This window comes from Corynebacterium sp., assembly GCF_030152825.1.
Lineage (GTDB): Bacteria > Actinomycetota > Actinomycetes > Mycobacteriales > Mycobacteriaceae > Corynebacterium.
The window spans coordinates 1-22,779 of sequence record NZ_JASLIP010000067.1 but is presented as its reverse complement, the minus strand read 5'-3'; the positions used below and the strand labels follow the sequence as shown (position 1 = coordinate 22,779).

At 65.6% G+C, this 22,779-nt stretch carries 19 protein-coding genes; 16 read left to right on the top strand and 3 right to left on the bottom strand.

Features of this window, described 5'->3' with window-relative positions:
• Positions 1–27: 27 nt before the first annotated feature.
• On the bottom strand, positions 28–942 hold the full coding sequence (locus tag Q1V78_RS07535) for a YaaA family protein (RefSeq protein WP_300613236.1): 915 nt from the start codon (positions 940–942) through the stop codon (positions 28–30).
• A 56-nt stretch (positions 943–998) separates the two neighbouring features.
• Between Q1V78_RS07535 and Q1V78_RS07530 the strand changes: the two genes are divergently transcribed.
• A complete protein-coding gene (locus Q1V78_RS07530) occupies positions 999–2,777 on the top strand; it encodes a proline--tRNA ligase (protein WP_300613234.1) in 1,779 nt (592 codons plus the stop codon).
• An 82-nt stretch (positions 2,778–2,859) separates the two neighbouring features.
• On the opposite strand, the gene Q1V78_RS07525 is transcribed toward Q1V78_RS07530, so the two are convergent.
• Positions 2,860–3,933, bottom strand: coding sequence for a hypothetical protein (locus Q1V78_RS07525; protein ID WP_300613232.1), 1,074 nt, complete (start codon positions 3,931–3,933; stop codon positions 2,860–2,862).
• 172 nt (positions 3,934–4,105) lie between these two features.
• Between Q1V78_RS07525 and rimP the strand changes: the two genes are divergently transcribed.
• The 8 genes from rimP to Q1V78_RS07485 all read left to right on the top strand — a co-directional run bounded on the left by rimP (position 4,106) and on the right by Q1V78_RS07485 (position 13,222).
• Entirely contained in the window at positions 4,106–4,696 is a 591-nt protein-coding gene (gene rimP / locus Q1V78_RS07520; RefSeq protein ID WP_300613230.1) for a ribosome maturation factor RimP, read from the top strand.
• 27 nt (positions 4,697–4,723) lie between these two features.
• On the top strand, positions 4,724–5,752 hold the full coding sequence (gene nusA / locus Q1V78_RS07515) for a transcription termination factor NusA (protein WP_300613228.1): 1,029 nt from the start codon (positions 4,724–4,726) through the stop codon (positions 5,750–5,752).
• Between the two features lie 219 nt (positions 5,753–5,971).
• A complete protein-coding gene (locus tag Q1V78_RS07510) occupies positions 5,972–6,331 on the top strand; it encodes a YlxR family protein (protein WP_367279560.1) in 360 nt (119 codons plus the stop codon).
• Between the two features lie 188 nt (positions 6,332–6,519).
• Positions 6,520–9,318, top strand: a complete 2,799-nt coding sequence (gene infB, locus Q1V78_RS07505; RefSeq protein WP_300613226.1) for a translation initiation factor IF-2 — start codon at positions 6,520–6,522, stop codon at positions 9,316–9,318.
• Between the two features lie 149 nt (positions 9,319–9,467).
• Positions 9,468–9,899, top strand: coding sequence for a 30S ribosome-binding factor RbfA (rbfA, locus tag Q1V78_RS07500; protein WP_070759044.1), 432 nt, complete (start codon positions 9,468–9,470; stop codon positions 9,897–9,899).
• A gap of 91 nt (positions 9,900–9,990) precedes the next feature.
• The gene (locus tag Q1V78_RS07495) at positions 9,991–11,361 is read left to right on the top strand and encodes an MATE family efflux transporter (RefSeq protein ID WP_300613223.1); all 1,371 of its coding nucleotides are present in this window, start codon (positions 9,991–9,993) and stop codon (positions 11,359–11,361) included.
• A 167-nt stretch (positions 11,362–11,528) separates the two neighbouring features.
• A complete protein-coding gene (locus tag Q1V78_RS07490; protein ID WP_300613221.1) occupies positions 11,529–12,494 on the top strand; it encodes a metallophosphoesterase in 966 nt (321 codons plus the stop codon).
• Positions 12,476–13,222, top strand: coding sequence for a 4'-phosphopantetheinyl transferase (locus tag Q1V78_RS07485; protein ID WP_300613219.1), 747 nt, complete (start codon positions 12,476–12,478; stop codon positions 13,220–13,222). The genes Q1V78_RS07490 and Q1V78_RS07485 overlap by 19 nt, the downstream gene beginning before the upstream one ends.
• Here the strand turns inward: Q1V78_RS07485 and truB are convergent.
• A complete protein-coding gene (gene truB / locus Q1V78_RS07480; protein ID WP_300613216.1) occupies positions 13,219–14,229 on the bottom strand; it encodes a tRNA pseudouridine(55) synthase TruB in 1,011 nt (336 codons plus the stop codon). The genes Q1V78_RS07485 and truB overlap by 4 nt on opposite strands.
• Before the next feature lie 30 nt (positions 14,230–14,259).
• On the opposite strand from truB, the gene Q1V78_RS07475 reads away from it, so the two are divergent.
• From Q1V78_RS07475 to Q1V78_RS07445, 7 genes are all read left to right on the top strand, one after another.
• A complete protein-coding gene (locus Q1V78_RS07475; RefSeq protein ID WP_300613214.1) occupies positions 14,260–15,249 on the top strand; it encodes a bifunctional riboflavin kinase/FAD synthetase in 990 nt (329 codons plus the stop codon).
• Positions 15,250–15,345: 96 nt separating this feature from the next.
• The gene (gene rpsO / locus Q1V78_RS07470) at positions 15,346–15,615 is read left to right on the top strand and encodes a 30S ribosomal protein S15 (protein ID WP_070759039.1); all 270 of its coding nucleotides are present in this window, start codon (positions 15,346–15,348) and stop codon (positions 15,613–15,615) included.
• Positions 15,616–15,825: 210 nt separating this feature from the next.
• Positions 15,826–18,099 carry a polyribonucleotide nucleotidyltransferase gene (locus Q1V78_RS07465; RefSeq protein ID WP_300613212.1) on the top strand — a complete coding sequence of 758 codons (2,274 nt, stop codon included), beginning with the start codon at positions 15,826–15,828 and terminating at the stop codon, positions 18,097–18,099.
• 140 nt (positions 18,100–18,239) lie between these two features.
• Positions 18,240–18,986, top strand: coding sequence for a 4-hydroxy-tetrahydrodipicolinate reductase (gene dapB / locus Q1V78_RS07460; protein WP_300613210.1), 747 nt, complete (start codon positions 18,240–18,242; stop codon positions 18,984–18,986).
• A gap of 18 nt (positions 18,987–19,004) precedes the next feature.
• Positions 19,005–19,769, top strand: coding sequence for an FAD-dependent thymidylate synthase (gene thyX / locus Q1V78_RS07455; protein ID WP_300613208.1), 765 nt, complete (start codon positions 19,005–19,007; stop codon positions 19,767–19,769).
• Positions 19,770–19,876: 107 nt separating this feature from the next.
• Positions 19,877–20,779 carry a 4-hydroxy-tetrahydrodipicolinate synthase gene (dapA, locus tag Q1V78_RS07450; protein WP_300613206.1) on the top strand — a complete coding sequence of 301 codons (903 nt, stop codon included), beginning with the start codon at positions 19,877–19,879 and terminating at the stop codon, positions 20,777–20,779.
• Between the two features lie 9 nt (positions 20,780–20,788).
• The coding region (locus Q1V78_RS07445; RefSeq protein WP_300613204.1) for a ribonuclease J at positions 20,789–22,779 on the top strand (1,991 nt) is incomplete at its 3' end.

Here is a 22,779-nt window from a genome sequence, read left to right as displayed (position 1 = left end):
TGAGCGAAGAGGGGAGGGGCTTTCCGCCTAGTCGGCCGGAACGATGAGCGTGACCTCGCCCGGGTCGGGGACCTCCGTGCGGAAATTCGCCTCGACGAAGGCCTCTACCTCGCCGATGCGGTGGGCGAAGGCCTCCGCCAGCTCGCCGGTTCCCTGCGGGTCAGCGGGCAGGTGGCCGCCTGCCAATGCCAGCTCTCGGGCTACCAGCCCCTTGTAGTGCTTGTTGAAGTGGCTGACGACCTTGCGGCTGCCGTCCGGGTACTCGGATTCCACCCGCAAGCTCACCGCTCCCAGGATTTTCCCGAGGTCCCTATAGTCGCCGGAGCGCAGGTCGATGATCCCGCCGCCAGTACCGTCCGTGTCGGCGGCGCGATCCTCCCGCCAGCGTGCGAGCTCCTCGCTGATGCGGTTGCCCTCGACCGGCTTCGTCCACTGGGACCGCAGAGTGCGGGCCTCACCGTCCACGAACAGCTTGGAGCCGGCGGAGAGCCGATAGCGGGGGATCAAGTCATCGGCAGCGATCACCCCGAAGAGCGCGGAGCCGATCGCCAGCCTCGCACGTGCGTCGGCGGGGAGGGGCCGGCCGGTGCGTTGCCCCGTCGGATCGAGGGCATCGTAGGCCACCCCGGTGTAGCGCTCCACCGCGGGCAATAGCTCGGAGGAAGCGACGGCGGCGTTGGACTCGTGCTCAGCGTGCTGAGTAGCACGGATCCCGATCATCTTGTCTAAGGAGCGAATCCGCTCTTCTGCGGCTTCTGCAGAACTCGAGTCCTTCGACAGTGCTTCTTGGGCCGCAAGGAAACTGCAGCCCATCTCCTCAAGGGTGCTGAGCAGGTGTTTTCTGGTTGGTGCTAGCCCGGGGAAGGCCAGCTGATCCACGGCAACCGGGCCGGGCTGGCCGCCCACTGTTTTGCTTTCCGAAGGAGGCAGGATGATGAGCATGAAAACATGCTAGCCGGTGGCCTGCCATGCAGGCGCGGGGCTGTAGGCTAAGCATCATGATTACCCGCATGTCCTCCCTCTTCCTGCACACGCTGCGCGACGACCCAGCTGATGCAGAACTCGCCAGCCACAAGCTGCTCGTCCGTGCCGGTTATATCCGCCGTGTCGCACCGGGCGTGTACTCCTGGCTGCCCATGGGCCTGCGCGTGCTGCGCAAGGTCGAAAACGTTGTCCGCCGCGAAATGGACGCCATCGGTGGCCAGGAGCTGATGTTCCCCGCGCTGCTGCCGAAGGAGCCCTATGAGGTCACCGGGCGCTGGGACGAATACGGTCCTGAGCTCTTCCGCCTCAAGGACCGCAAGGAGGCGGACTACCTGCTCGGCCCCACCCACGAGGAGCTGTTCACCTGGCTCGTCAAGGGGGAGCTGAACTCCTATAAGGATTTCCCGAAGGTTCTCTACCAAATCCAGACCAAGTACCGCGATGAGGCCCGCCCTCGCGCCGGCATCCTGCGCGGCCGCGAGTTCGTCATGAAGGACTCCTATTCCTTCAACATGACCGACGAAGGTCTGGATGAGTCCTACCAGCTGCACCGCAAGGCCTATCAGCGGATCTTCGACGAGCTCGGCATCGAGTACGTCATTTGCTACGCGACCTCTGGCGCGATGGGCGGCTCGGCCTCCGAGGAGTTCCTCGCGGTGGCCGCGGACGGCGAGGACACCTTCGTGCGTTCCACGGAGTCCGACTACGCCGCCAACGTGGAGGCGGTCGTCTCCATTCCGCCGTCTGAGGAGTCGGTCGAGGACAAGCCGGAGGCCGTTAGCCACGAAAGTCCCGGCACCGACACCATCGAGACTCTCGTGGAATGGGCCAACGAGGCGGGCCTGACCGTCGACGGGGCGCCGGTGCAGGCGAAGGACACCCTGAAGTGCATCGTGTGCAAGGTCACCCGCCCAGGCGAGGACGAGGACGGCAAGCCTTTCGCGCCTGAGCTCACGGGCGTCCTCGTGCCGGGCGACCGCGAGGTCGACATGAAGCGTCTCGAAGCCGCTTTGGAGCCGGCTGTCGTCGAACTGGCTGATGATGAGGACTTCAAGAAGTACCCCTTCCTCGTCAAGGGCTTCGTTGGACCCCGCACGTTCGCGGATAACGACCTGCGCATGCTCGCCGATCCCCGTGTGGTCAAGGGCACCGCCTGGATCACTGGCGCGGATGAGAAGGATCGTCACTACTCCAACCTCGTCGCGGGCCGCGACTTCACCCCGGATGGTCATGTTGAGGCCGCCGAGGTTCGGGAGGGCGACCCTTCCCCGGATGGCAAGGGCGTGCTCACCCTGTCCCGCGGCATCGAGATCGGCCACATCTTCCAGCTGGGCCGGAAGTACACCGAGGCCTTCGACGTTCAGATCCTGGACGAGAACGGCCGACGCACCGTCCCGACGATGGGTTCCTACGGCATCGGCGTCTCCCGCCTGCTGGCCGTGGTCGCCGAGCAGATGCACGACGAGAAGGGCCTGCGCTGGCCGCGCAGCATCGCCCCCTACGACGTCCACGTGGTCATCGCCAACAAGGACGAGGCCGCGGGCGAGGCTGCGCGCGAGCTCGCCGAGGCGCTGTCGGACGCGGGCCTGGAGGTGCTCTTCGACGATCGCCCGAAGGTCTCCCCGGGCGTGAAGTTCAAGGACTCCGAGCTGCTGGGCATGCCGCAGGTCGTGGTCGTTGGCCGCGGCTTCGCCGAGGGCAAAGTCGAGCTGCGCGATCGTCTGAACGACGAGCGTTCCGAGATCGACTTCGCGGACGCCGTCGACGTCATCACGAAGGCCGCCCGGGCCTAAAAACGAACCCCACGCCAGCAGGGGGCGTGGGCAAACGATGGGGGTTAACTCAGGGGATAAGAGGGGCTGCGTGGTGGCGCGGCTAGTCCCCACCTCGCAGGACCACTGCTTCGGGCCCAAGCTCCTGCGCCAGTTCCAGCTGGCCCTGGGCGCGACTTAGTGCTGCGCACGTCTGGGCCAGCGCAAGCCGTAGTGGGCCGGTTTCGGCGCGGCCGGCCAGTAGGCGTAGCTGGGAAAGGGGGGCGGCGAGCGCGGCGTGTAGGAAAGCGGGGGCTTCCTTGGCACTCGCGGGGGCCGCGGTGGCCTTCGATACGCCGAAGCCGGCAGGGGGCTCATAGGCCCCTTCCGCGTCTTCAGGCTTCTCGGTGCTGTCGTCTGCGGCGGGCGTGATCATCGCGGTGACGACGTCGCGGGCCAATCGGGCACCATCTCCGGCGGCTGCCAGCTGCTTGCGTGCGGAGCCGTCGTCGGCCGCCAGCGCGACCCCGGCGGCCTGGATCGCTCCGTAGACGCTGTTCAGGGCTTCCTTCAGATCCTCACCGAGCGCCTTAGTGTTCCCGCGGCCCACGACCTCAGGATCCTCGAGCAGCTCGGCGATATCCTCGCGCTGTGGCGCACCGGCGACGGGTGCGGTTGCGCCGTAGAGGCCGACCAGCAGCTGAGTCTGGAACTCTTGCCGGGTCACGGTGCGGCCATGAGAGTCCTTCTCGTGGGCGCCCGCGTCTGGTAAATCCGGGTTTTCGATGGCGCCCAGCAGCTCGCGTTGGATACCGGCGAAGAGCTGCCTGCGCTCAGCCACGGAATCTTTGCCCTTCTTTGTGCTGCTGGTCCCGGAGCTCTCGTCGGTAGAGGACGCCGCGGTGCTGGAAGTGGAGGAGTCACCGCTGCCGCCACCGTCTGCGTCCTCGAAACTGCACTGCGGGTCCCGCTGGCCTTCATCGTCGGTACCGCACTGGCGCAGGAATTCTTTCTCGAGAACTCCGATCTGGCGGCGGATAAAATCCGCTTCCTCAGCGTCGGCCCGATCCAGAGCCGAGCGCATCACCGCTCCGATTGAGCGCAGCTGCTCATTGGGCTGGAAGCCACCGCGCACTCGGTTAAGCGCCTCGGAAGCCTCGTCGATGCCACAGGCCGAGAGCAGGCCCGTCGCAAGCACCGCCCCAACCCCCGCGACCCCGGCTTTGAGCACGCCACGCCGAGTGAGGGCTGGGGAGGCGCTAGAGCGCTCGGGGAGGTGGAGGCTTTGATTCTGAGGAGAGTCCGGATTCACAGCCACTATGGTGCCACACATTCCGCTGGGCACCGCACTGGCGGGTAGGGTGCAAGGCATGGGAACCGCTCTTGATGAAAAGCTCCGCGCATTGGCAGCCGACGAGGCGAAAAAGTGCGGACTGGATGTGGAAAAACTCACCTTTACCCGGGCTGGGGCGAAGTCCAGCGTGAAGATCGCCGTGGACGCGGACGAACGCCCGGACCTCGACCTGCTCGAGGAAGCCTCTCAGCTGATTGGCGCTGCTTTTGATGCGGCCGAGGAAGCACAGCAGATTGACCTCGGGCCGAGCTACACCCTCGAGGTGACGACCCCTGGGCTGGACTTCCCGCTGCGAGAGGCTCGCCACTTCCAGCGCAACCTTGGCCGACTCGCCAACCTTCCGGGAGGGGGTAAGGGGCGCATCGCGGGCGTCGAGAATGACGAGGTCGCGATCCTGCCAGCAGCCAAGAAGAAGACCGGGAAGAAGTCCCAGGGCAAGAATGCGGGGAAGAAGACCCCGCAGGCACCGGTGCAGATTTACCCGCTTGCTGAGCTGGCCGGGTCCACCATCGAGGTTGAATTCTCATCCGCGCCAGCGGCCGAGCAGGAATTACTCGGATTGACCATGGCCGAGTACCATGAGCTCGCGAAGAGTGACGAAGCCTAAGCGACAAGAAGTCGATGAGGAGTACAAGTGAATATTGATCTTGCTACGCTGCGCGCCATCGAGCGGCAGGAGGGCGTACCGGTCGACGAACTGATCCACGCCATCGCCAACGGCCTGAAGGAGGCTTACCGCAACCAGAGCGCCTTCGCCGGCGAGGTGGACGTCCAGATCGACCCCACCTCGGGTGCAGTGGCGATCTACCAGGTGGAGCGCGACGAGGAGGGCAACGTCACCGGCCGGTTGGACGAGACCCCGGAGAACTTCGACCGCACCACGGCGCTGGCGATGCGCGAGGCGATCCGCCGACGAATCGGGGGAGCACGCGTTCAGCAGCGCTACGACGAGTACTCGCCGATCCGCCACACTATCGTCTCCGGTGTCGTCACCCGCGACGCACGCGCCAACGAGCGCGGCATCACCGTGGTCCACATCGGTACCGAGGCTGACGGCATCGACGGCCAGATCCTGCCCGCCGAGCACATCCCCGGTGAGGTGCTCAAGCACGGCACCCGCGTGAAGGCCTTCGTCACGGACGTCATCAAGCACGCCGACCGCAACGTGCAGATTAGCCTGTCCCGCACTCACCCCGAGCTGGTTCGCGGGCTGTTCGAGCTCGAGGTTCCGGAGGTCGCCGACGGCTCCGTGGAGATCATGTCTATCGCCCGCGAGGCGGGTCACCGCACGAAGATCGCGGTCCGCGCCACGATCAAGGGGCTCAATGCCAAGGGCGCGTGCATCGGCCCGCGCGGCCAGCGCGTGTCGGCCATCATGGCTGAGCTCGGCGGCGAGAAGATCGACATCATCGACTACTCCGACGACCCGGCGCAGTACGTGGGCAATGCGCTCTCGCCCTCGAAATTCGTCTCCTCGACTGTGATCGACGCAGAGCAGCAGATCGCTCGCGTGGTCGTTCCGGACTACCAGCTCTCGCTGGCGATTGGTAGGGAGGGGCAGAATGTTCGCCTCGCCGCGCGTCTCACCGGGTGGAAGATCGACATTAAGTCCGACGCCGCGCCGGAGGAGCACTCGGCCAGCGAGGGCGAGCAGGCGAACTAGCGCCGCTGACGTTCAACGTGGGGGAGGCTCGCTAGGGTGGCCCCGCCGGATCCGGCGGGGCCGGGGAGTCATTGAGGGGTGGGTAACGGGGATCAGCGCAGGGAACTGTCACAACGCTGAAATGGGGGTGGGTTAACCCCTAACAGGCTTTTCACGTAGACTGGGGGCTGGTCAACGTGCTGGACCACGCATTTGTGCTGCTCGAGAGAAAGTGAGCTTGTGGAGGACCGAGCGAAACGCGAAGGCTCGCACGCCGAATCGGCTGTGGACCCTGCGCTCGCGCGGAAGACCACGGCGCACGTCGCACTGCGCACGTGCATCGCCACGCGAAAGGTGAAGCCCACCGCCGAGCTCCTACGGTGTGTAGCCCAGCACAGCGACGACGGGACAACCCGCATCGTGCCAGATCTTCACGGCCGGCTCCCGGGTCGCGGCGCGTGGCTTAGCCCCACCGCAGAGGCCCTCGAGAAGGCCATCGAACAACGGCGATTCCACCGCGCCCTGCGATTGGGCTCAGTGACGCCGGACTTCGATGAGTTATGGGCGGTGCTGGGACGCGAAGGGTCTCAAGAACATTGACCCGCCGTGTTGAACGTTCCATGGACAGTTAACGATTTATCAGTTGACGGAGCCCGACATGTTTGAAAGCACTCTGAACTGATGAGCGCACGATGAAGCGGCATCAGCGATGAACCAGAAACGTTAAAGGGAGCCGGACGTAGCCTTTCCGCATAAGGCCACCGGCTCCGAAATATCGAAGGAGAGTAGTGGCCGGAAAGCTACGTGTACACGAGCTTGCAAAGAAGCTCGGTGTGACCAGCAAGGAACTCCTTGCAACCCTGAAGGAACAGGGAGAATTCGTTAAGACAGCCTCCTCCACCGTGGAGCCCCCTGTCGTCAAGAAGATGAAGCAGTTCTACGGCGTCGCGCAGGAGTCCAAGCCGACGACGCCGCCGTCCCCGCTGGCACAGGCTGGCAGCGTTCCGGACAGCACCCAGCGTGGTCCGAAGCCGGGTGCCAAGCCTGCGGCTAAGCCGAAGGCTGCGCCGAAGCCGGGTACCGCGGCAGCCAAGCCAAGCGCGAAGCCAAGCCCTGCCGCTGCAGCTAAGGCTGCACCGGCAGCGAAGGCGACCCCGACCCCGGCTGAGGCTGCGCCAAAGCCGGGCCAGGCTGCACCGAAGCCGGCCGCGAAGCCGGGTCAGAAGCCTGCTCGCGCCGCGGGCAAGCCGGGCCCGAAGCCAGGTCCGAAGCCGGGCGCGCGCCCGCAGCGGGTTGCTAATAACCCGTTTTCCTCCACCACCGAGCGCCCACCGCGCCCGCGTAGCGGAGCCACCCCAGGTGACATGCCTCGCCCAGGCGGCACCCGTGGCGGCGCCGGCCGTGGCCAGGCGCCACGCCCGGGAGCTCGCCCAGGTCAGGGCCGTGGCCAGGGCACCCCGAAGCTGGGGGCAGCACGCCAGGGCGGTGGCCGTCGTCCATCCCCGGCGATGATGCCAGCCACCCCGAGCCCGGGTCAGATGCCCGCCAAGTCTGGAGCCGGTTTCGGCGGCGGTCGTGGCCGTGGTGGTCGCCCAGGCGGCCCGGGTGGTCCGGGTGGCCCAGGTGGTCCGGGACCACGTGGCGGTCGCGGCGGACGTCGCGGCGGCACCGCAGGTGCATTCGGCCGTCCGGGCGGTCCACCGCGCCGCGGCCGTAAGTCGAAGCGTCAGAAACGCAATGAGTACGAGGCAATGCAGGCACCGAAGGTCGTGGGCGGCGTTAAGCTGCCGAGCGGCAACGGTGAGAAGATTCGCCTCGCCCGTGGCGCCTCCCTGGCCGACTTCGCGGACAAGATCAACGCTGACGCAGCAGCACTGGTGCAGGCGCTTTTCAACCTCGGCGAGATGGTGACCGCCACCCAGTCCGTCTCCGACGAGACCCTGCAGCTGCTGGGCGACGAGATGGACTACAAGGTCGAGGTCGTTTCCCCAGAGGACGAGGACCGCGAGCTGCTCGAGTCCTTCGACCTGCAGTTCGGTGAGGACGAGGGCGACGACGAAGACCTCGCCCAGCGCCCGCCGGTCGTCACCGTCATGGGTCACGTCGACCACGGTAAGACCCGCCTGCTGGACACCATCCGTAAGGAGAACGTGGGCTCCGGCGAGGCCGGTGGCATCACCCAGCACATCGGCGCTTACCAGGTCAGCGTGAACATGGAGGGCGTCGAGCGCCCGGTCACCTTCCTGGATACCCCGGGTCACGAGGCCTTCACGGCAATGCGTGCTCGTGGTGCGAAGTCCACGGATATCGCGATCCTCGTCGTCGCTGCTGACGACGGCGTGATGCCGCAGACCGTCGAGGCGATCAACCACGCCAAGGCTGCGGACGTCCCGGTTGTGGTCGCGGTGAACAAGATCGATAAGCCGACCGCACAGCCGGACAAGATCCGTGGCCAGCTCACCGAGTACGGCCTCGTGCCGGAGGAGTACGGCGGCGACACGATGTTCGTTGACATCTCTGCGAAGCAGGGCCAGAACATCGACCAGCTGCTGGAGGCTGTCCTGCTGACCGCGGACGCGTCCCTGGATCTGCGCGCCAACCCGGACATGGACGCCCAGGGTGTCGCCATCGAGGCACACCTCGACCGTGGCCGCGGCCCGGTCGCGACGATCATCGTCCAGCGCGGTACCCTGCGCGTCGGCGACTCCATCGTCGTCGGCGATGCCTACGGCCGCGTGCGCCGCATGATCGACGAGCACGGCAACGACGTCCAGGAAGCTGGCCCGTCCCGCCCGGTCCAGGTTCTCGGCCTGACGAGCGTGTCTGGTGCTGGCGATAACCTCCTGGTTGTCGACGAGGACCGCACGGCCCGCCAGATCGCGGACCGCCGCGACGCCCGCCGTCGTAACGCGCTGGCAGCCCGTTCCCGCAAGCGCGTGTCCCTGGAGGACCTGGACGAGGTGCTCAAGGAGACGAGCACGCTCAACCTCATCCTCAAGGGCGACAACGCCGGTACCGTCGAGGCACTGGAGGACGCCCTGCTGAAGATCGAGGTCGACGACGAGGTCGCGCTGAACATCATCGACCGTGGTGTCGGTGCTGTCACCGAGACCAACGTCCACCTGGCTGCGGCCTCCGACGCCGTGATCATTGGCTTCAATGTCCGCTCCGAGGGCAAGGCCACCGAGGCGGCCAACGCCGAGGGCGTGGACATCCGCTACTACTCGATCATCTACAAGGCGATCGAGGAGATCGAGGCTGCCCTCAAGGGCATGCTCAAGCCGATCTACGAGGAGAAGGAGATCGGTACCGCGGAGATCCGCCAGATCTTCAAGGCTTCCGCCGTCGGCCTCATCGCAGGCTGCATGGTGGAGACCGGCAAGGTCCGCCGCAACGCCAAGGTACGCCTTGTCCGCGATGGCAAGGTCATCTCCGAGGACGCGACGATCGACTCGCTGCGTCGGGAGAAGGACGACGTCACCGAGGTCTCGCACGGTTACGAGTGCGGTATGGTGCTGTCTTACCCGAACATCGAGGTCGGCGACCGGATCGAGGCCTACGAAATGGTCGAGGTCCCTCGCGACTAACTGGTCAACACCGGTTAGCTAAGCTGGGCGATTGCTAGGCCGCCGCAATCCCGGAAACGGGGGCGGCGGGGCAGCGCCCGGCTTTTGCCGTTTTTACATCACTACCCGGCGGGACCGTGAAGGCCCCGCCCGAAAAGGAGTGCCACATCATGGCTGATAATGCTCGCGCCGCGCGCATGGCCAAACGCATCCAGCAGATCGTCGCCGTCGCCATCGAGCGGGAGATCAAGGACCCACGCCTGGAGTACGTGACCATCACGGACACCCGGATGACTGGTGACCTGCACGACGCCAGCGTGTTCTACACCGTCCGTGGCGCATCCATCGACGAGGAGCCGGATGTTCCGCTGGCTGCTGCCGCGCTGGAGAGCGCCAAGGGCCAGCTCCGAAAGATCGTAGGCGACCAGCTCAGCGTCCGCTTCACGCCGACCCTGAGTTTCGTGCACGACACCGTCCCGGAGGCGTCCGCTCACATGGAGAAGCTGCTCGCCGAGGCTCGTGCGAAGGACGAGGCCGTGCGTGCCCAGGCTGCCCAGGCCAAGCCGGCGGGCGAGGCAAACCCTTATAAGGAGCGCGACTAGCGCTGCCTGCGCAGCCCCGGCGCCCTGAACTGGCTGCTGGGTGCTGCGCGGAAGAATCGTGCCGAGAAGAGGGAGTTGAAGGAAAGCCACGGTGCAGGAGCCCACAACGCTGCAGGAGTTTGAGGACGTCGGGACCCGAAAGATCCTCGCGCTGGCCTGGCCAGCGCTCATCGTGCTGGCAGCCACGCCGCTGTACCTGTTGCTGGACACCGCCGTCGTCGGGCGGCTCGGGGCGACCTCCCTGGCTGGACTCGCGACGGGCGCGGTGGTGCTGAGCACCGTCACCACGCAGCTGACCTTTCTTTCCTACGGCACCACGGCCCGCGCCGCGCGGCACTACGGGGCAGGACGCACTACCGATGCTGTCCACGAGGGCATTCAGGCATCCTGGATCGCACTCGGCGTTGGGGCGGTGCTCGCGGTGGGTCTGTTCTTTTTCTCCCCGGCCATTTCCCTTGCCTTATCCGGGGACGCCGAGGTGGCTGCCGAGGCCACCAACTGGCTTAAAGTCACCAGCCTGTCGGTGATTCCCGCGCTGTTCATCATGGCGGGTAACGGCTGGCTGCGGGGGCTCTCCAATACCCGGCTCCCGCTCTATTTCACGCTGGCCGGGGTCATCCCCATGGCGGTGACTGTCCCACTGGCCGTGCGCCGCTGGGGCCTCGTGGGCTCCGCGATCGCAAACGTCGCCGGTGAGCTCATCATCGCCGCGTGTTTCCTGGGGGCGTTGGTGTTTCACTGGCGCAAGTTCGGGGATCACCGCTCGATGCGTCCCAATGGGAGGGTGATCCGAACGCAGCTGGCGATGGGGCGCGACCTCATCGCCCGGTCTCTGTCCTTCCAAGCGGCATTCCTCTCCGCAGCGGCGGTGGCCGGGCGGATTGGGGCCCCGGCGCTGGCCGCTCACCAAATCCTGCTGCAGCTGTGGAATCTCGTGTCCCTGCTGCTGGATAGTGTCGCGATTGCCGCCCAAGCGTTGGTGGGGGCCGCTTTGGGCGCTGGCTCGGCGCGTGCGGCCCGCTCCGTGGCGCGCCAGGTGTTGAAGTTCTCGCTGGGGGCTTCGGTGCTGCTGGCGGTGTTCTTTGGGTTGGGGTCGCAGGTGGTTCCCCAGCTCTTCACGGCCGACGCTCCCGTGCTCGATCAGATTGGTGGACCGTGGTGGGTCTTCGTTTCCATCATCGTGACCGGCGGTGCCGTGTTCGCCCTGGACGGGGTGCTGCTGGGTGCTGCGGACGTGGCATTCCTGCGCAACGCCAGCATCGCAGCGGCTGTCATCGGCTTCATTCCACTGGTCTGGCTGAGCCTCGTTTTCGACGTGGGCCTGATCGGGGTATGGGCGGGGTTGGCAGCTTTCATGCTGATCCGTTTCGGCGCGGTTCTGTGGCGCTACCGCGGTAACGCCTGGACGGTGAGCGCTGATCAGCGGGAGGAGCGAAGCGCCCAGGGTGCCACGGCAGGCTAACGGGAGAGGGAGAGTGCCACGCGGCTGACCTTGCTCTTTCTTAAAGCCTCGGTGAGGCAGCGTAGGGTTGAGTTTTCTGGGAACTTTCCTTGGCAATAGGATTTAAGCGTGGCTGGGCGACGATTAAGTCGCGGGCCGGATAACGACGGACGATGAAGATGGTGGGCATGCAGGGCGCAGATGATTTGCTGGCAGCGCAGTTCGCTTACACCGCCGCCGTCGCCGGCGGTGCAGAGGCGGAAGAGGGGCAGGATGCGGTGACTCTGTGGGCAGTCAGCGACCTGCACGTGGGAGCCCGCGGCAACCGCGATCTCGTCGTCGACCTGGTGCGGCCCCGCAACCCCGAGGACTGGCTGATCGTGGCAGGCGACGTCGCCGAAGACCTGGACGTCGTGGTCGACGTGCTGGGCGAGCTTCGGCAGCGCTTCGCGAAGGTGATCTACGCGCCTGGCAACCACGAGCTCTACGCCGGTGCGGGCCACGGGCCGGTGGGGAAGGCGAGATATGAGGAGCTCATCCGTCGTTGCCGGCGCATTGGGATCTACACCCCGGAGGATCCTTATCAGCAGTTCGCTGGGCACACCATCGTCCCCCTATTCACTCTCTACGATCACTCCTGGCGCGATCTGACCGCCACCCCGGAGGAAGCGATCGACGAAGCGAAGGCGCAAGGCCTGGTCTTTAGTGATTACTACATGATCCGGCCCTTCGTGGACATCCCGCAGTGGTGCCGGGAACGCCTGGCCTATTCGGTGCGCCGTCTGGGGCAAGTCACTGGCCCCACCGTGCTCGTGAACCACTGGCCTCTGGCGCAGGAATCCTTGCGGCGTGTGCGATATCCCGAGATTGGGCTGTTCTCCGGTACCCGGCACACCCAGCAGTGGGCTAAGCGTTATCGTGCGGCAACTGTTATTCACGGGCATCTTCACATACCTTTAGGTATTGAAGTTGATGGTGTGCCGCATGTGGAAGTTTCCCTGGGCTATCCGAGGGAGCGTAAACGCAGCTTGCCTCCCCGGCAAAAAATGTCCCTGTGGCCCTATCCGGTCATGAGTACCCCGCGCACATCTGATCCAAAACTGAGAACGAGGAAAGACGAGGAGGGCAGTAGGCAATGTGGAACGACGTTTTGATCCCATCGCATCAGACCGAGCCGATTCAGGCCTACGACCACCAGTTTCAGCGGGTGCCCTCCCTGCTTCAACCCGGGCGCCTGCTGAGTGGGGTGCGTTGCGTCGAGTATCACTCCTCGGCTGAAAACCTGCGCAATTACCAGGGTCTGCCCGTCGTGGAGCAGGAGCTCGTCGCCACCGCGGTGGACCGGCGCAAGGCGGAATTCGGGGACTCCCGGTGGTGTGCCCACCGCGCGATGGAGCAGTTCATCCCGGATCAACCAATCCTGCGTGGCAACCGGGGGATGCCGGAGTTCCCCGCCCCGGTGGTCGGCTCGATGACGCACACCACCGGCTACCGGGCGGCCGTGGTGGGGCGCGCCAGTCGCTGGGGTTCCTTAGGCATCGACGCCGAGCCGCTCACCCCGCTCCCGGAGGGAGTGTTCGCAACGATCGCGAGCCCGGAGGAGCGTGCAGGCCTGCGGCGACTGTCCCGCCGCCTGGGCCGTGGACACGATGGCCAGGGATCCCTGGGAGTGGTGCTCTTCTCCGCGAAGGAAGCGGTGTACAAGGCCTGGTATCCGCTGACACAGCAGTTCCTGGACTTCGACCAGGCACGCATCGAACTCCGCGAGGACGGGAGCTTTAAGGCCCGGTTGCTCGTCGGGAACGCTCCGGTTCCCGCCATCGAGGGCCTGTGGTCAGCAGCTGAGGGCTACGCGCTGACGATGGCGGGCGTGCGCGCCTAAACCAACCCGTGGGGGCGGGCGACGAACTCGCTGGCCGCACGCCGACCCTTCTCCTTAATCAGCGCGATCGCGTGGCCCTGCGGATCCACAGCCGCGTGAACGCCCTTCAACCCGATTGGCTCCAGCCACTTACCCAGCGCCAGGTCCGCCGCCTGCTCTTCGGTGATCGGCCGGGTGGGGAAGCAGACCTGCATCGAAGCATCGAGGCTCAAGCTCAGCTCCGGGGTGTCGGCAAGCTCCTCGAGGGTGACGGCCTCAGCGATATCGAACGGCCCCACGCTGGTGCGGCGCAGCGCGGTGAGGTAACCGCCCAATCCCAGTGCCTCGCCGACGTCGCGGGCAATGGCGCGGATATACGTCCCGGAGCTGCAGTGGACGCTGACATCGACCAGCCAGCGAGGCCCCTGCGGGGTTTCTTCCCGACGGATATCGGAGAAACTTAAGGAGTGGATGGTGATCGGGCGAGGGGGAATGTCGACCTCCTTGCCCTCCCGGACCAGCTCGTGGGCGCGGCGTCCATTGATCTTGATGGAGGACACGGAGGTCGGCCGCTGCATGATCTCCCCTTGGAATTCCGCGAAGATCTCGCCGAGCCGCGCGGTCATCCCCTCAGCGGTGAAAAAATCGATCTCGGTCGTATCCGCGGTGTGCAGCACCTCACCCTCGACGTCGTCGGTGACGGTGCTGGCTCCGAAGGCCATCGTCGCCTCGTAACGCTTATCGTGCGTGACGACGTGGGCGAGGAACTTCGTACCCCGCTCGATGCCCAGCACCAGCACACCGGTGGCCATGGGGTCCAGAGTTCCGGAGTGGCCGACCTTCTTGGTGCCCATGATCCGGCGAACTTTCGCGACCATGTCGTGGCTGCTCGCCCCCGCTGGCTTGTCGAGAATAATCAGCCCGGAACGGTCGAGCAGGCTAGGGGTTCCCGACGGCCGATCGGTGGCGGGGGCCGCCTGGTCGCCAGAACGCCGGGTGCTTTCGGAAGGGGAGTGCTTTTGAGCCATGGCGCCAGTCTATGGGTTAAGATCCCCAACGTGAGTATCTGGTACGGGCTTGATCGTGTTCCCCACAACCTCGACGGCGCAGCCGTGACAATCGGTGTGTTCGACGGCGTGCACCGCGGGCACCAAGAGCTGATTAACAGAGCCGTGGCCAAGGCCAAGGAGCTCGGCGTCCCCGCGGTGATGTTTACCTTCGACCCGCACCCGACCGTGGTCTTCCAGCCGGAATCCGTTCCGAAGCTGTTGGGCACGGTGGAGGAGCGCGCCCAGCTGGCGATGGACCTCGGAATCGACCACGTCGTTGTCCAGGCCTTCACCCCGGAAATCGCTTCCTGGTCTCCAGAGGAATACATCGACCGGGCGCTGCTCGACACGCTGCGGGCCAAGCACGTCGTGGTGGGGGAGAATTTCACCTTCGGCCACAAGGCCTCCGGCACCCCGGACACGCTCCGTGAGGTCTCCCAGCACCGGGATTTCACGGTGGACGTGGTGCCACTGCTTTCGGAGGACGACCACACGGTCTGCTCGACCTGGATCCGCCAGCGCATCGCCGAGGGGGACATGGAGGCCGCGACGGAGGCGTTGGGCCGTCCGTTCACCGTGGAGGGCGTGGTCACCCACGGTGCGGGCCGGGGTGGCCGGGCGCTGGGCTTTCCTACCGCGAACCTGTACTTCCCGGATATCTACGCGCTGCCTTCCGACGGGGTCTACGCCGGGTACCTGGAGATCCTGCCGAACCAGGCGGAGCTGTCCCACCAGAGGCTTAGCGACAAGGTTGGCACCATGCCGGTGGGGGCCAAGCTTCCCGCGGCGATCTCCGTGGGCACGAACCCGACCTTCGGGCATGAGCCACGCAGTGTGGAATCCTTCGTGCTGGACCACGAAGCCGATCTCTACGACTTCGAGGTCCGCGTCAGCTTCGTCTCCCGCATCCGTGGGCAGGAGAAGTACGATTCCCTCGACGAGCTCATCGCCGCTATCGACCGCGATGTGGCAGCCACCCGCAAGGCTGTGCTAGGGTAACTCGGTCAGCGACTGCGGTTCGCGGTAGTCGCGCGGACTGCCTTCGGGCAGTCTTTAAGAATCTTTAGCGCGGACTGAAATAACAAGGAGTAATCCATGGCACTGTCCAAGGACGAGAAGGCAGCAACTCTCAAGGAGTTCGGCCTGCACGAGACCGACACCGGTTCCCCGGAGGCACAGGTTGCTCTGCTGAGCGCCCGCATCTCCCAGCTCACCGAGCACCTGAAGGACCACAAGCACGATCACCACTCTCGTCGTGGTCTGCTGCTGCTGGTCGGTCGCCGCAAGGGCCTGCTGAAGTACCTGGCTTCCACCGACATCGAGCGCTACCGCTCCCTGATCGAGCGCCTGGGCCTGCGTCGCTAAGAGCGATCGTCCCCGGAGGTGGTTTCCGCCCCCGAGGCTCTCAGTAGCTTTCCGACCCCGTCTCCGTGTCACACGCGGGCGGGGTTTTTGCTGCGCGCGTGCTAGGCTCGTCGGTGAAATATTGACCGACTTCTAAGCGCCCCTTCGGCACCGATGATCTGAAGACTGCGACGGGCGCTTCTTGTGATGAAAGGCCGTGGCACACACGCTATGAGCTCCAAGAAAAACAATCTTCCTAAGAACGTCTCCGTTGAGATGGTTGACCCGGACGCAGGGATCTGGGAGGCAACCGCAACCATCGACAACGGCGACTTCGGTTCCCGCACCCTCCGCTTCGAGACCGGCCTGCTGGCTCGACAGGCGGACGGCGCCGTCACCGCGTACCTGGACGAGGACACGATGCTGCTGTCGACGACGACGGCCTCCCGTTCCCCGCGCGAGGGCATCGACTTCTTCCCGCTGACCGTGGACGTCGAGGAGCGCATGTACTCCGCCGGCCGCATCCCGGGCAGCTTCTTCCGTCGCGAGGGTCGCCCGGGCACGGACGCCATCCTCGCCGCCCGCCTCATCGACCGCCCGCTGCGCCCGACCTTCGTCAAGGGGCTGCGCAATGAGGTGCAGGTCGTCATCACCGTGATGTCCATCGACCCGAACGAGATGTACGACGTCCTCGCCATCAACGGCGCGTCCGCATCCACCCAGCTCTCCGGCCTGCCGGTGTCCAGCTCGGTCGGTGGCGTGCGCATGGCACTGGTCGTGGATGAGGAGCACCCGGAGGGCCAGTGGGTGGCCTTCCCGACGCGTGAGCAGGTTTCCCAGTCCGTCTTCGAGCTGGTTGTCGCCGGTCGCGTGACCGAGCCGGCGAAGGGTGGCCGGGGCAAGAAGTCCCAGCCGAATGTCGCTGTCATGATGGTCGAGGCAGGGGCCACCGACAATGTCGTCGAGCGCATTGCTGAGGGCGCGCCGGCACCGACCGAGGCAGTGGTCGCCGAGGGCATCGAGGCCGCTAAGCCGTTCATCGCGACCCTCTGTGCCGCTCAGGACGCGCTGCGTGACGCGGTGGACACCGAGTCCCGCGAGTTCGAGCTCTTCCCACCGTTCGACGAGGATGTCTACTCCGCCGTCGAGGCCGAGTGCGATGCTGACGTCGCACAGATCATGACGATCGCCGATAAGCAGGAGCGCGACGAGTCCCTCGCGGAGAACATGCAGGAGACCGTCGATGCGCTGATCGAGCAGTTCCCGGAGCGCGAATCCGAGATCCGTGCGGCTCACAACGACCTGACCCGCACCATCGTGCGCCAGCGCATCCTGGAGGACGGCTTCCGTATCGACGGCCGCGACCACACCTCGATCCGCGACCTGGGCATCGTGGTGCAGCTGCTGCCGCGCGCCCACGGCTCCGCACTCTTCGAGCGTGGCGAGACCCAGATCCTCGGCTTGACCACCCTGGACACCCTGAAGATGGAGCAGACCATCGACTCCCTGGGGCCGGAGACCTCCAAGCGCTACATCCACCACTACAACTTCCCGCCGTACTCCACCGGCGAGACCGGCCGCGTGGGCAGCCCGAAGCGTCGCGAGATCGGCCACGGTGCCCTGGCGGAGCGCGCCCTGACCCCAGTTCTGCCGTCCCGCGAGGAGTTCCCGTACACCATCCGCCAGGTCTCCGAGGCGCTGGGCTCCAACGGCTCGACCTCCATGGGCTCCGTGTGCGCCTCCACGCTCTCGCTGTACAACGCCGGCGTGCCGCTGAAGGCGCCGGTGGCCGGTATCGCGATGGGGCTGGTCTCCGGCCTCGTCGATGGCAAGGAGAAGTTCGTTAGCCTCACCGACATCCTCGGTGCGGAGGACGCCTTCGGCGACATGGACTTCAAGGTCGCCGGCACCTCCGAGTACGTCACCGCCCTGCAGCTGGACACCAAGCTCGACGGCCTGCCTTCCGAGGTGCTGGCTTCCGCGCTCGGCCAGGCACGCAGCGCCCGCCTCGAAATCTTGCAGCTGATGGAAGACGCCATCGACGCGCCGGACCAGATGAGCGAGCTGGCGCCACGCATCACGAAGATCTCCATCCCGCAGAACAAGATCGGTGAGGTCATCGGGCCGAAGGGCAAGACCATCAACCAGATCACGGAGGAGACCGGCGCCAACATCTCCATCGAGGACGACGGCACCGTGTTCGTCTCCGCCGTGGGCGGCGAGGCCGCCGAGGCTGCGATCGAGAAGATCAACGCGATCGCCAACCCGCAGCAGCCGAAGGTCGGGGACCGCTTCCTCGGCACCGTCGTGAAGACCACCGCCTTCGGTGCCTTCATCTCCCTGCTGCCGGGCCGCGACGGCCTGCTGCACATCTCGAACATCGGCGGCGACCGTCGCATCGAGAAGGTTGAGGACGAGCTCAACGTTGGCGACAAGATCCAGGTCGAGATTGCCGATATCGACAACCGGGGCAAGATCTCCCTGGTTCCGGTCGACGAGGACTAAGCGCTTAAACGCTTGAAGCGGGCACCACATCACGCGGTGCCCGCTTCGTCTTATTAGTCTTGATATCAGGAAAGCCCGGCCACCGGCCGGGGGCTAAAGAAACACTATTGCCAAGCACGCTTCGGCAGGAAGGAAAGTTCATGATCCGCGTAGGAGTACTTGGCGCCAAGGGGCGCGTCGGCACCACCATCGTCGCCGAGGTGGAGCAGAACCCGAACCTGGAACTCTCCGCCGCCCTGGACCACGGCGATGACCTCCAGGAGCTCGTGGACACCAAAACCGACGTGGTCGTCGACTTCACCCAGCCGGACTCCGTGATGGGCAACGTGGAGTTCTGCATCCGCAACGGCATCCACGCGGTCGTCGGCACCACCGGCTGGACCGAGGAGCGCTATGAGACGGTCCGCGGCCTGCTGCAGGAAGCCCCGAAGGTCGGTGTGCTGGTGGCCCCGAACTTCGCCATCTCCGCGGTGCTGACGATGAAGTTCGCCGAAATCGCGGCACCATTCTTCGAGTCCGCCGAGGTAATCGAGTTCCACCACCCGAATAAGCTTGACGCCCCCTCCGGCACCGCGGTGCACACCGCCGAGGGGATCGCCCGAGCTCGCCGCGAGGCCGGGCTGGAGGAGCAGCCGGACGCCACCGCCCAGTCCCTCGACGGCGCACGAGGCAGCGACGTCCAGGGGGTTCCCGTCCACGCGGTGCGCATGACCGGCATGGTGGCGCACGAGGAGGTTATCTTCGGTACCCGCGGGCAGTCTCTGACCATCCGTCAGGACTCCTACGACCGCGAGTCCTTCGTGCCGGGTGTGGTCATTGGCGTGGAGAAAATCGCCGAGAACCCGGGGCTGACGATCGGCCTCGAGAAGTTCCTGGGTCTGGACTAGGGCTCGGGCGAAAACGCTATGGCAACACCGGTGGAACTCGACGTCCAGCTCATCGGGCACACCCAATTCCACGCGCCAGCGGATATCGACTGGGAAACGGATACCGATGGGCCGTCCGCGCTCCTCGAATTCGCCGGGCGCGCGTGCTACGAGACCTGGGATAAGCCCAATCCGCACACCGCGACGAATGCCGCCTACCTCCGCCACATCATGGACGTGGGCCACCTCGCGGTACTGGAGCACTCCAGCGCGACCATGTACCTCCGGGGCGTGTCTCGCTCCTGTGCCCACGAGGTGATGCGGCACCGAATGTTCTCCTTCAGCCAGCTTTCCCAGCGTTACGTCCCGGATGACGAGGCGCGGGTGGTTGTGCCACGCAGCGTGCAGGATAACCCCGACCTGGAGAGGCTTTTCCTCCAGGCGGCGGACGTCGCGCACGGCGCCTATACCGAAATACTGGATAGCCTCAACGAGGACCTCGATGACGGGGCCAGCGCGAGGGTGAATGCGGCGCTGCGGGCCAAACAAGCCCGACAGGCGGCACGGGCTGTCCTGCCCAACGCGGCGGAGACCCGCTTCGTCATGTCCGGTAACTTCCGCAGCTGGCGACACTTCATCGCCATGCGGGCCACGGAGCACGCCGATCCGGAGATTCGTCGGGTGGCCATCGCGTGCCTCGTGGAGCTCCAAGCGATCGCGCCGGAGGTTTTCGAGGACTTCTCGATCACCGAGCTGCGGGATAAGACCCAGATCGCGACAAGCCCCTACGTCAGCGACATTTAGTTCGCGGCCGAGGAGGCGTTGGAAACAGGTGAATCAGTTCCTCGAAACGGGACACGGGGAGCAGCAAATAACCACAAACCTGGTGAAGAAAGGTAATCTTTATACCTATGAGTACAGGTAATGCAGCAATTCGTGGTGCTGAACACTTCGGAACGGTCTCTGTGGCAATGGTGACGCCATTCCACAAGGACGGGACTATCGACCTGAAGGCGGGCGTCGAGCTCGCCGGGCACCTGGTTGATAAAGGCTGCGATTCTCTCGTTCTCGCTGGTACGACCGGAGAATCTCCAACCACGACCAACGAGGAGAAGATCAACCTACTCAAGGCTGTTCGCGCCGAGCTCGGCGATAGCGTCAAGCTGATCGCCGGCACTGGCACGAACAACACCGCGAGCACCATCGAACTCTCCCGGCTGTCACAGGACGCTGGCGCAGACTCGCTGCTCGTCGTCACCCCGTACTACTCCCGACCGAGCCAGGAGGGGCTGTTTCAGCACTTCACTGCGGTCGCGGACAGCGTCGACCTCCCGATCTGCCTCTATGACATTCCGTCCCGGTCGGTCGTCCCCATCGAAATGGACACCATCCAGCGGCTGTCGGAGCACGAGAACATTCAGGCCGTCAAGGACGCCAAGGGCAAGCTGCCGGAGGCTCTGCAGTTGCTGCAGAACACGGACCTGGCCTGGTATTCCGGCGATGACCCGCTGAATCTGCCGTTCCTTTCGGTCGGTGCGACGGGCTTCATCTCCGTGATCGGGCACCTGGCCGCGGACAAGCTGCGCGCTCTGCGCGACGCCTACGATCAGGGCGACCTGGCGGGCGCTCAGCAGATTGCGGCTAGCCTGGCCCCGCTGGAGCGGGCCCAGGGGCGCCTCGGGGGAGTGACGATGGTGAAGGCGGCGCTGAAGCTGCGCGGCAAGGACGTTGGTGCACCGCGCCTACCAATTTTGGAAGTAGACCCAGCCGAACTGGATCAGCTGGAACAAGACCTGCAGGATGCAGGGGTTTAAAAGGATAATATGACTGAAAATCGTTCTCGGGGACGCAAGGTAACCCGAAAGGCGGCTCCGCCGAGCGCGGAAACTGCTGCACAATCCGATGCGGGGAACGCGAGCGCTGAGCAGCAGCGCGAACGCGCCGACAAGAACCGCGTGAGCAACGCTGAGGCCGCGACCATCTTCAACGACGGCGGCCAGCAGCCGGCCCAGAACTCCGGCGCCGACGAGGGCTCCGGCAAGGGTGGCCAGCGCTCCGGCCGTGACAACGGTGGCGACAATAACGGCGGTAACGGCGGGGGCCGTTCCCGCAACCGCCGCTCCCGTGGCCGTGGTCGCTCCAAGGGCTCCAACAACGGCGATAAGCAGGGCGACGATAACCGCGGTGGCCAGAATAGCTCCGGTCGCGGTGGAAACAAGTCCAAGTCCGGCGGCCGCAACGGTAACAACAACCGCCGTGGCCGCGGCGGGGATCGTCGTCGCGGTGCACTGCAGGCCATGCAGGGCGCTGACCTGACGAAGCGCCTTCCGGAGCCACCGGCCCTGCCCAAGGGTGGGCTGCGCATCGTCGCCCTCGGTGGTATCTCCGAGATCGGCCGCAACATGACCGTCTTCGAGTACGACGGCCGCCTGCTGCTGATCGACTGTGGCGTGCTCTTCCCATCCAGCGGCGAGCCGGGCGTGGATCTGATCCTCCCGGACTTCTCCTACCTGGACGATAAGTGGGACCGCGTCGAGGCTCTCGTGATCACCCACGGTCACGAGGACCACATCGGTGCGATCCCGTGGCTGCTCAAGCAGCGCGCGGACATCCCGATCGTTGCCTCTCGCTTCACCGCAGCGCTCATCCAGGCCAAGACCCAGGAGCACCGCCAGCGCCCGAAGATCGTCGAGGTCAACGACCAGTCGCACGTGAACTACGGCCCGTTTGACCTGCGCTTCTGGAACGTTAACCACTCCATCCCGGACTGCCTGGGCATCGCCCTGAAGACCCCGGCCGGCCTGGTGATCCACACTGGCGACATCAAGCTCGATCAGACCCCGATCGACGGCCGTCCGACGGACCTGCCGGCGCTGTCCCGCTTCGGCGACGAGGGCGTGGACCTCATGCTCTGCGACTCGACCAACGCCGCAACCCCGGGATTCTCCGGTTCCGAGGCGGACGTCGCCCCGACGCTGACCCGACTGATCCGCGACGCGAAGCAGCGCGTGATTCTGGCGTCCTTTGCCTCCAACGTGGCCCGCATCCAGTCCGCCGTGAACGCGGCGGTCGCAGCAAACCGCAAGGTGGCCTTCACCGGCCGCTCGATGATCCGCAACATGGAGATCGCAGAGCGCATGGGCTACCTGAACGCCCCGCGCGGCACCATCGTCTCCATGGACGAGGCCTCCCGCATGGCTCCGCACAAGGTGGTTCTCATCACCACGGGTACCCAGGGCGAGCCGATGGCCGCGCTGTCGCGCATGGCACGCCGGGAGCACCGCCAGATCACCGTCCGCAACGGCGACCTGATCATTCTCTCCTCCTCCCTCGTCCCGGGTAACGAAGAGGCAGTGTTCGGTGTGATCAACATGCTGTCGCAGATCGGCGCGACGGTCGTCACCAGCCGCGACGCCAACGTCCACACCTCTGGTCACGGTCTGGCAGGGGAGCTGCTGTTCCTCTACAACGCCGCGCGCCCGCGCAATGCGATGCCGGTGCACGGCGAGTGGCGCCACCTGCGCGCCAACCGCGATCTGGCTATCTCCACCGGCGTGGACCCGAAGCATGTCCCGCTCGCCCAGAACGGCGTGGTCGTGGACCTGCACAATGGGCACGCGAAGGTCGTGGGTCAGATCACCGTGGGCAACCTGTACGTCGACGGCACCCGCATGGGCGACGTGGACGCGGATACCCTCGAGGACCGCACCGCGATGGCCGAGGGTGGCCTCATCGCCGTATCCGTGGTGATCGACAACCGCACGGGCCGTCCGCTGGAGGCTCCGCACATCCAGGCCAAGGGCTTCTCTGGGGA

What these genes read in the sequence shown, in the direction of transcription:
- dapA (WP_300613206.1), top strand. Translation starts at nt 19,877, where the DNA reads ATGAGTACAGGTAATGCAGCAATTCGTGGTGCTGAACACTTCGGAACG.
- thyX (WP_300613208.1), top strand. Translation starts at nt 19,005, where the DNA reads ATGGCAACACCGGTGGAACTCGACGTCCAGCTCATCGGGCACACCCAA.
- Q1V78_RS07485 (WP_300613219.1), top strand. Translation starts at nt 12,476, where the DNA reads ATGTGGAACGACGTTTTGATCCCATCGCATCAGACCGAGCCGATTCAG.
- dapB (WP_300613210.1), top strand. Translation starts at nt 18,240, where the DNA reads ATGATCCGCGTAGGAGTACTTGGCGCCAAGGGGCGCGTCGGCACCACC.
- rbfA (WP_070759044.1), top strand. Translation starts at nt 9,468, where the DNA reads ATGGCTGATAATGCTCGCGCCGCGCGCATGGCCAAACGCATCCAGCAG.
- Q1V78_RS07490 (WP_300613221.1), top strand. Translation starts at nt 11,529, where the DNA reads ATGCAGGGCGCAGATGATTTGCTGGCAGCGCAGTTCGCTTACACCGCC.
- Q1V78_RS07465 (WP_300613212.1), top strand. Translation starts at nt 15,826, where the DNA reads ATGAGCTCCAAGAAAAACAATCTTCCTAAGAACGTCTCCGTTGAGATG.
- rimP (WP_300613230.1), top strand. Translation starts at nt 4,106, where the DNA reads ATGGGAACCGCTCTTGATGAAAAGCTCCGCGCATTGGCAGCCGACGAG.
- Q1V78_RS07535 (WP_300613236.1), bottom strand. Translation starts at nt 942, where the DNA reads ATGCTCATCATCCTGCCTCCTTCGGAAAGCAAAACAGTGGGCGGCCAG.
- Q1V78_RS07530 (WP_300613234.1), top strand. Translation starts at nt 999, where the DNA reads ATGATTACCCGCATGTCCTCCCTCTTCCTGCACACGCTGCGCGACGAC.
- rpsO (WP_070759039.1), top strand. Translation starts at nt 15,346, where the DNA reads ATGGCACTGTCCAAGGACGAGAAGGCAGCAACTCTCAAGGAGTTCGGC.
- truB (WP_300613216.1), bottom strand. Translation starts at nt 14,229, where the DNA reads ATGGCTCAAAAGCACTCCCCTTCCGAAAGCACCCGGCGTTCTGGCGAC.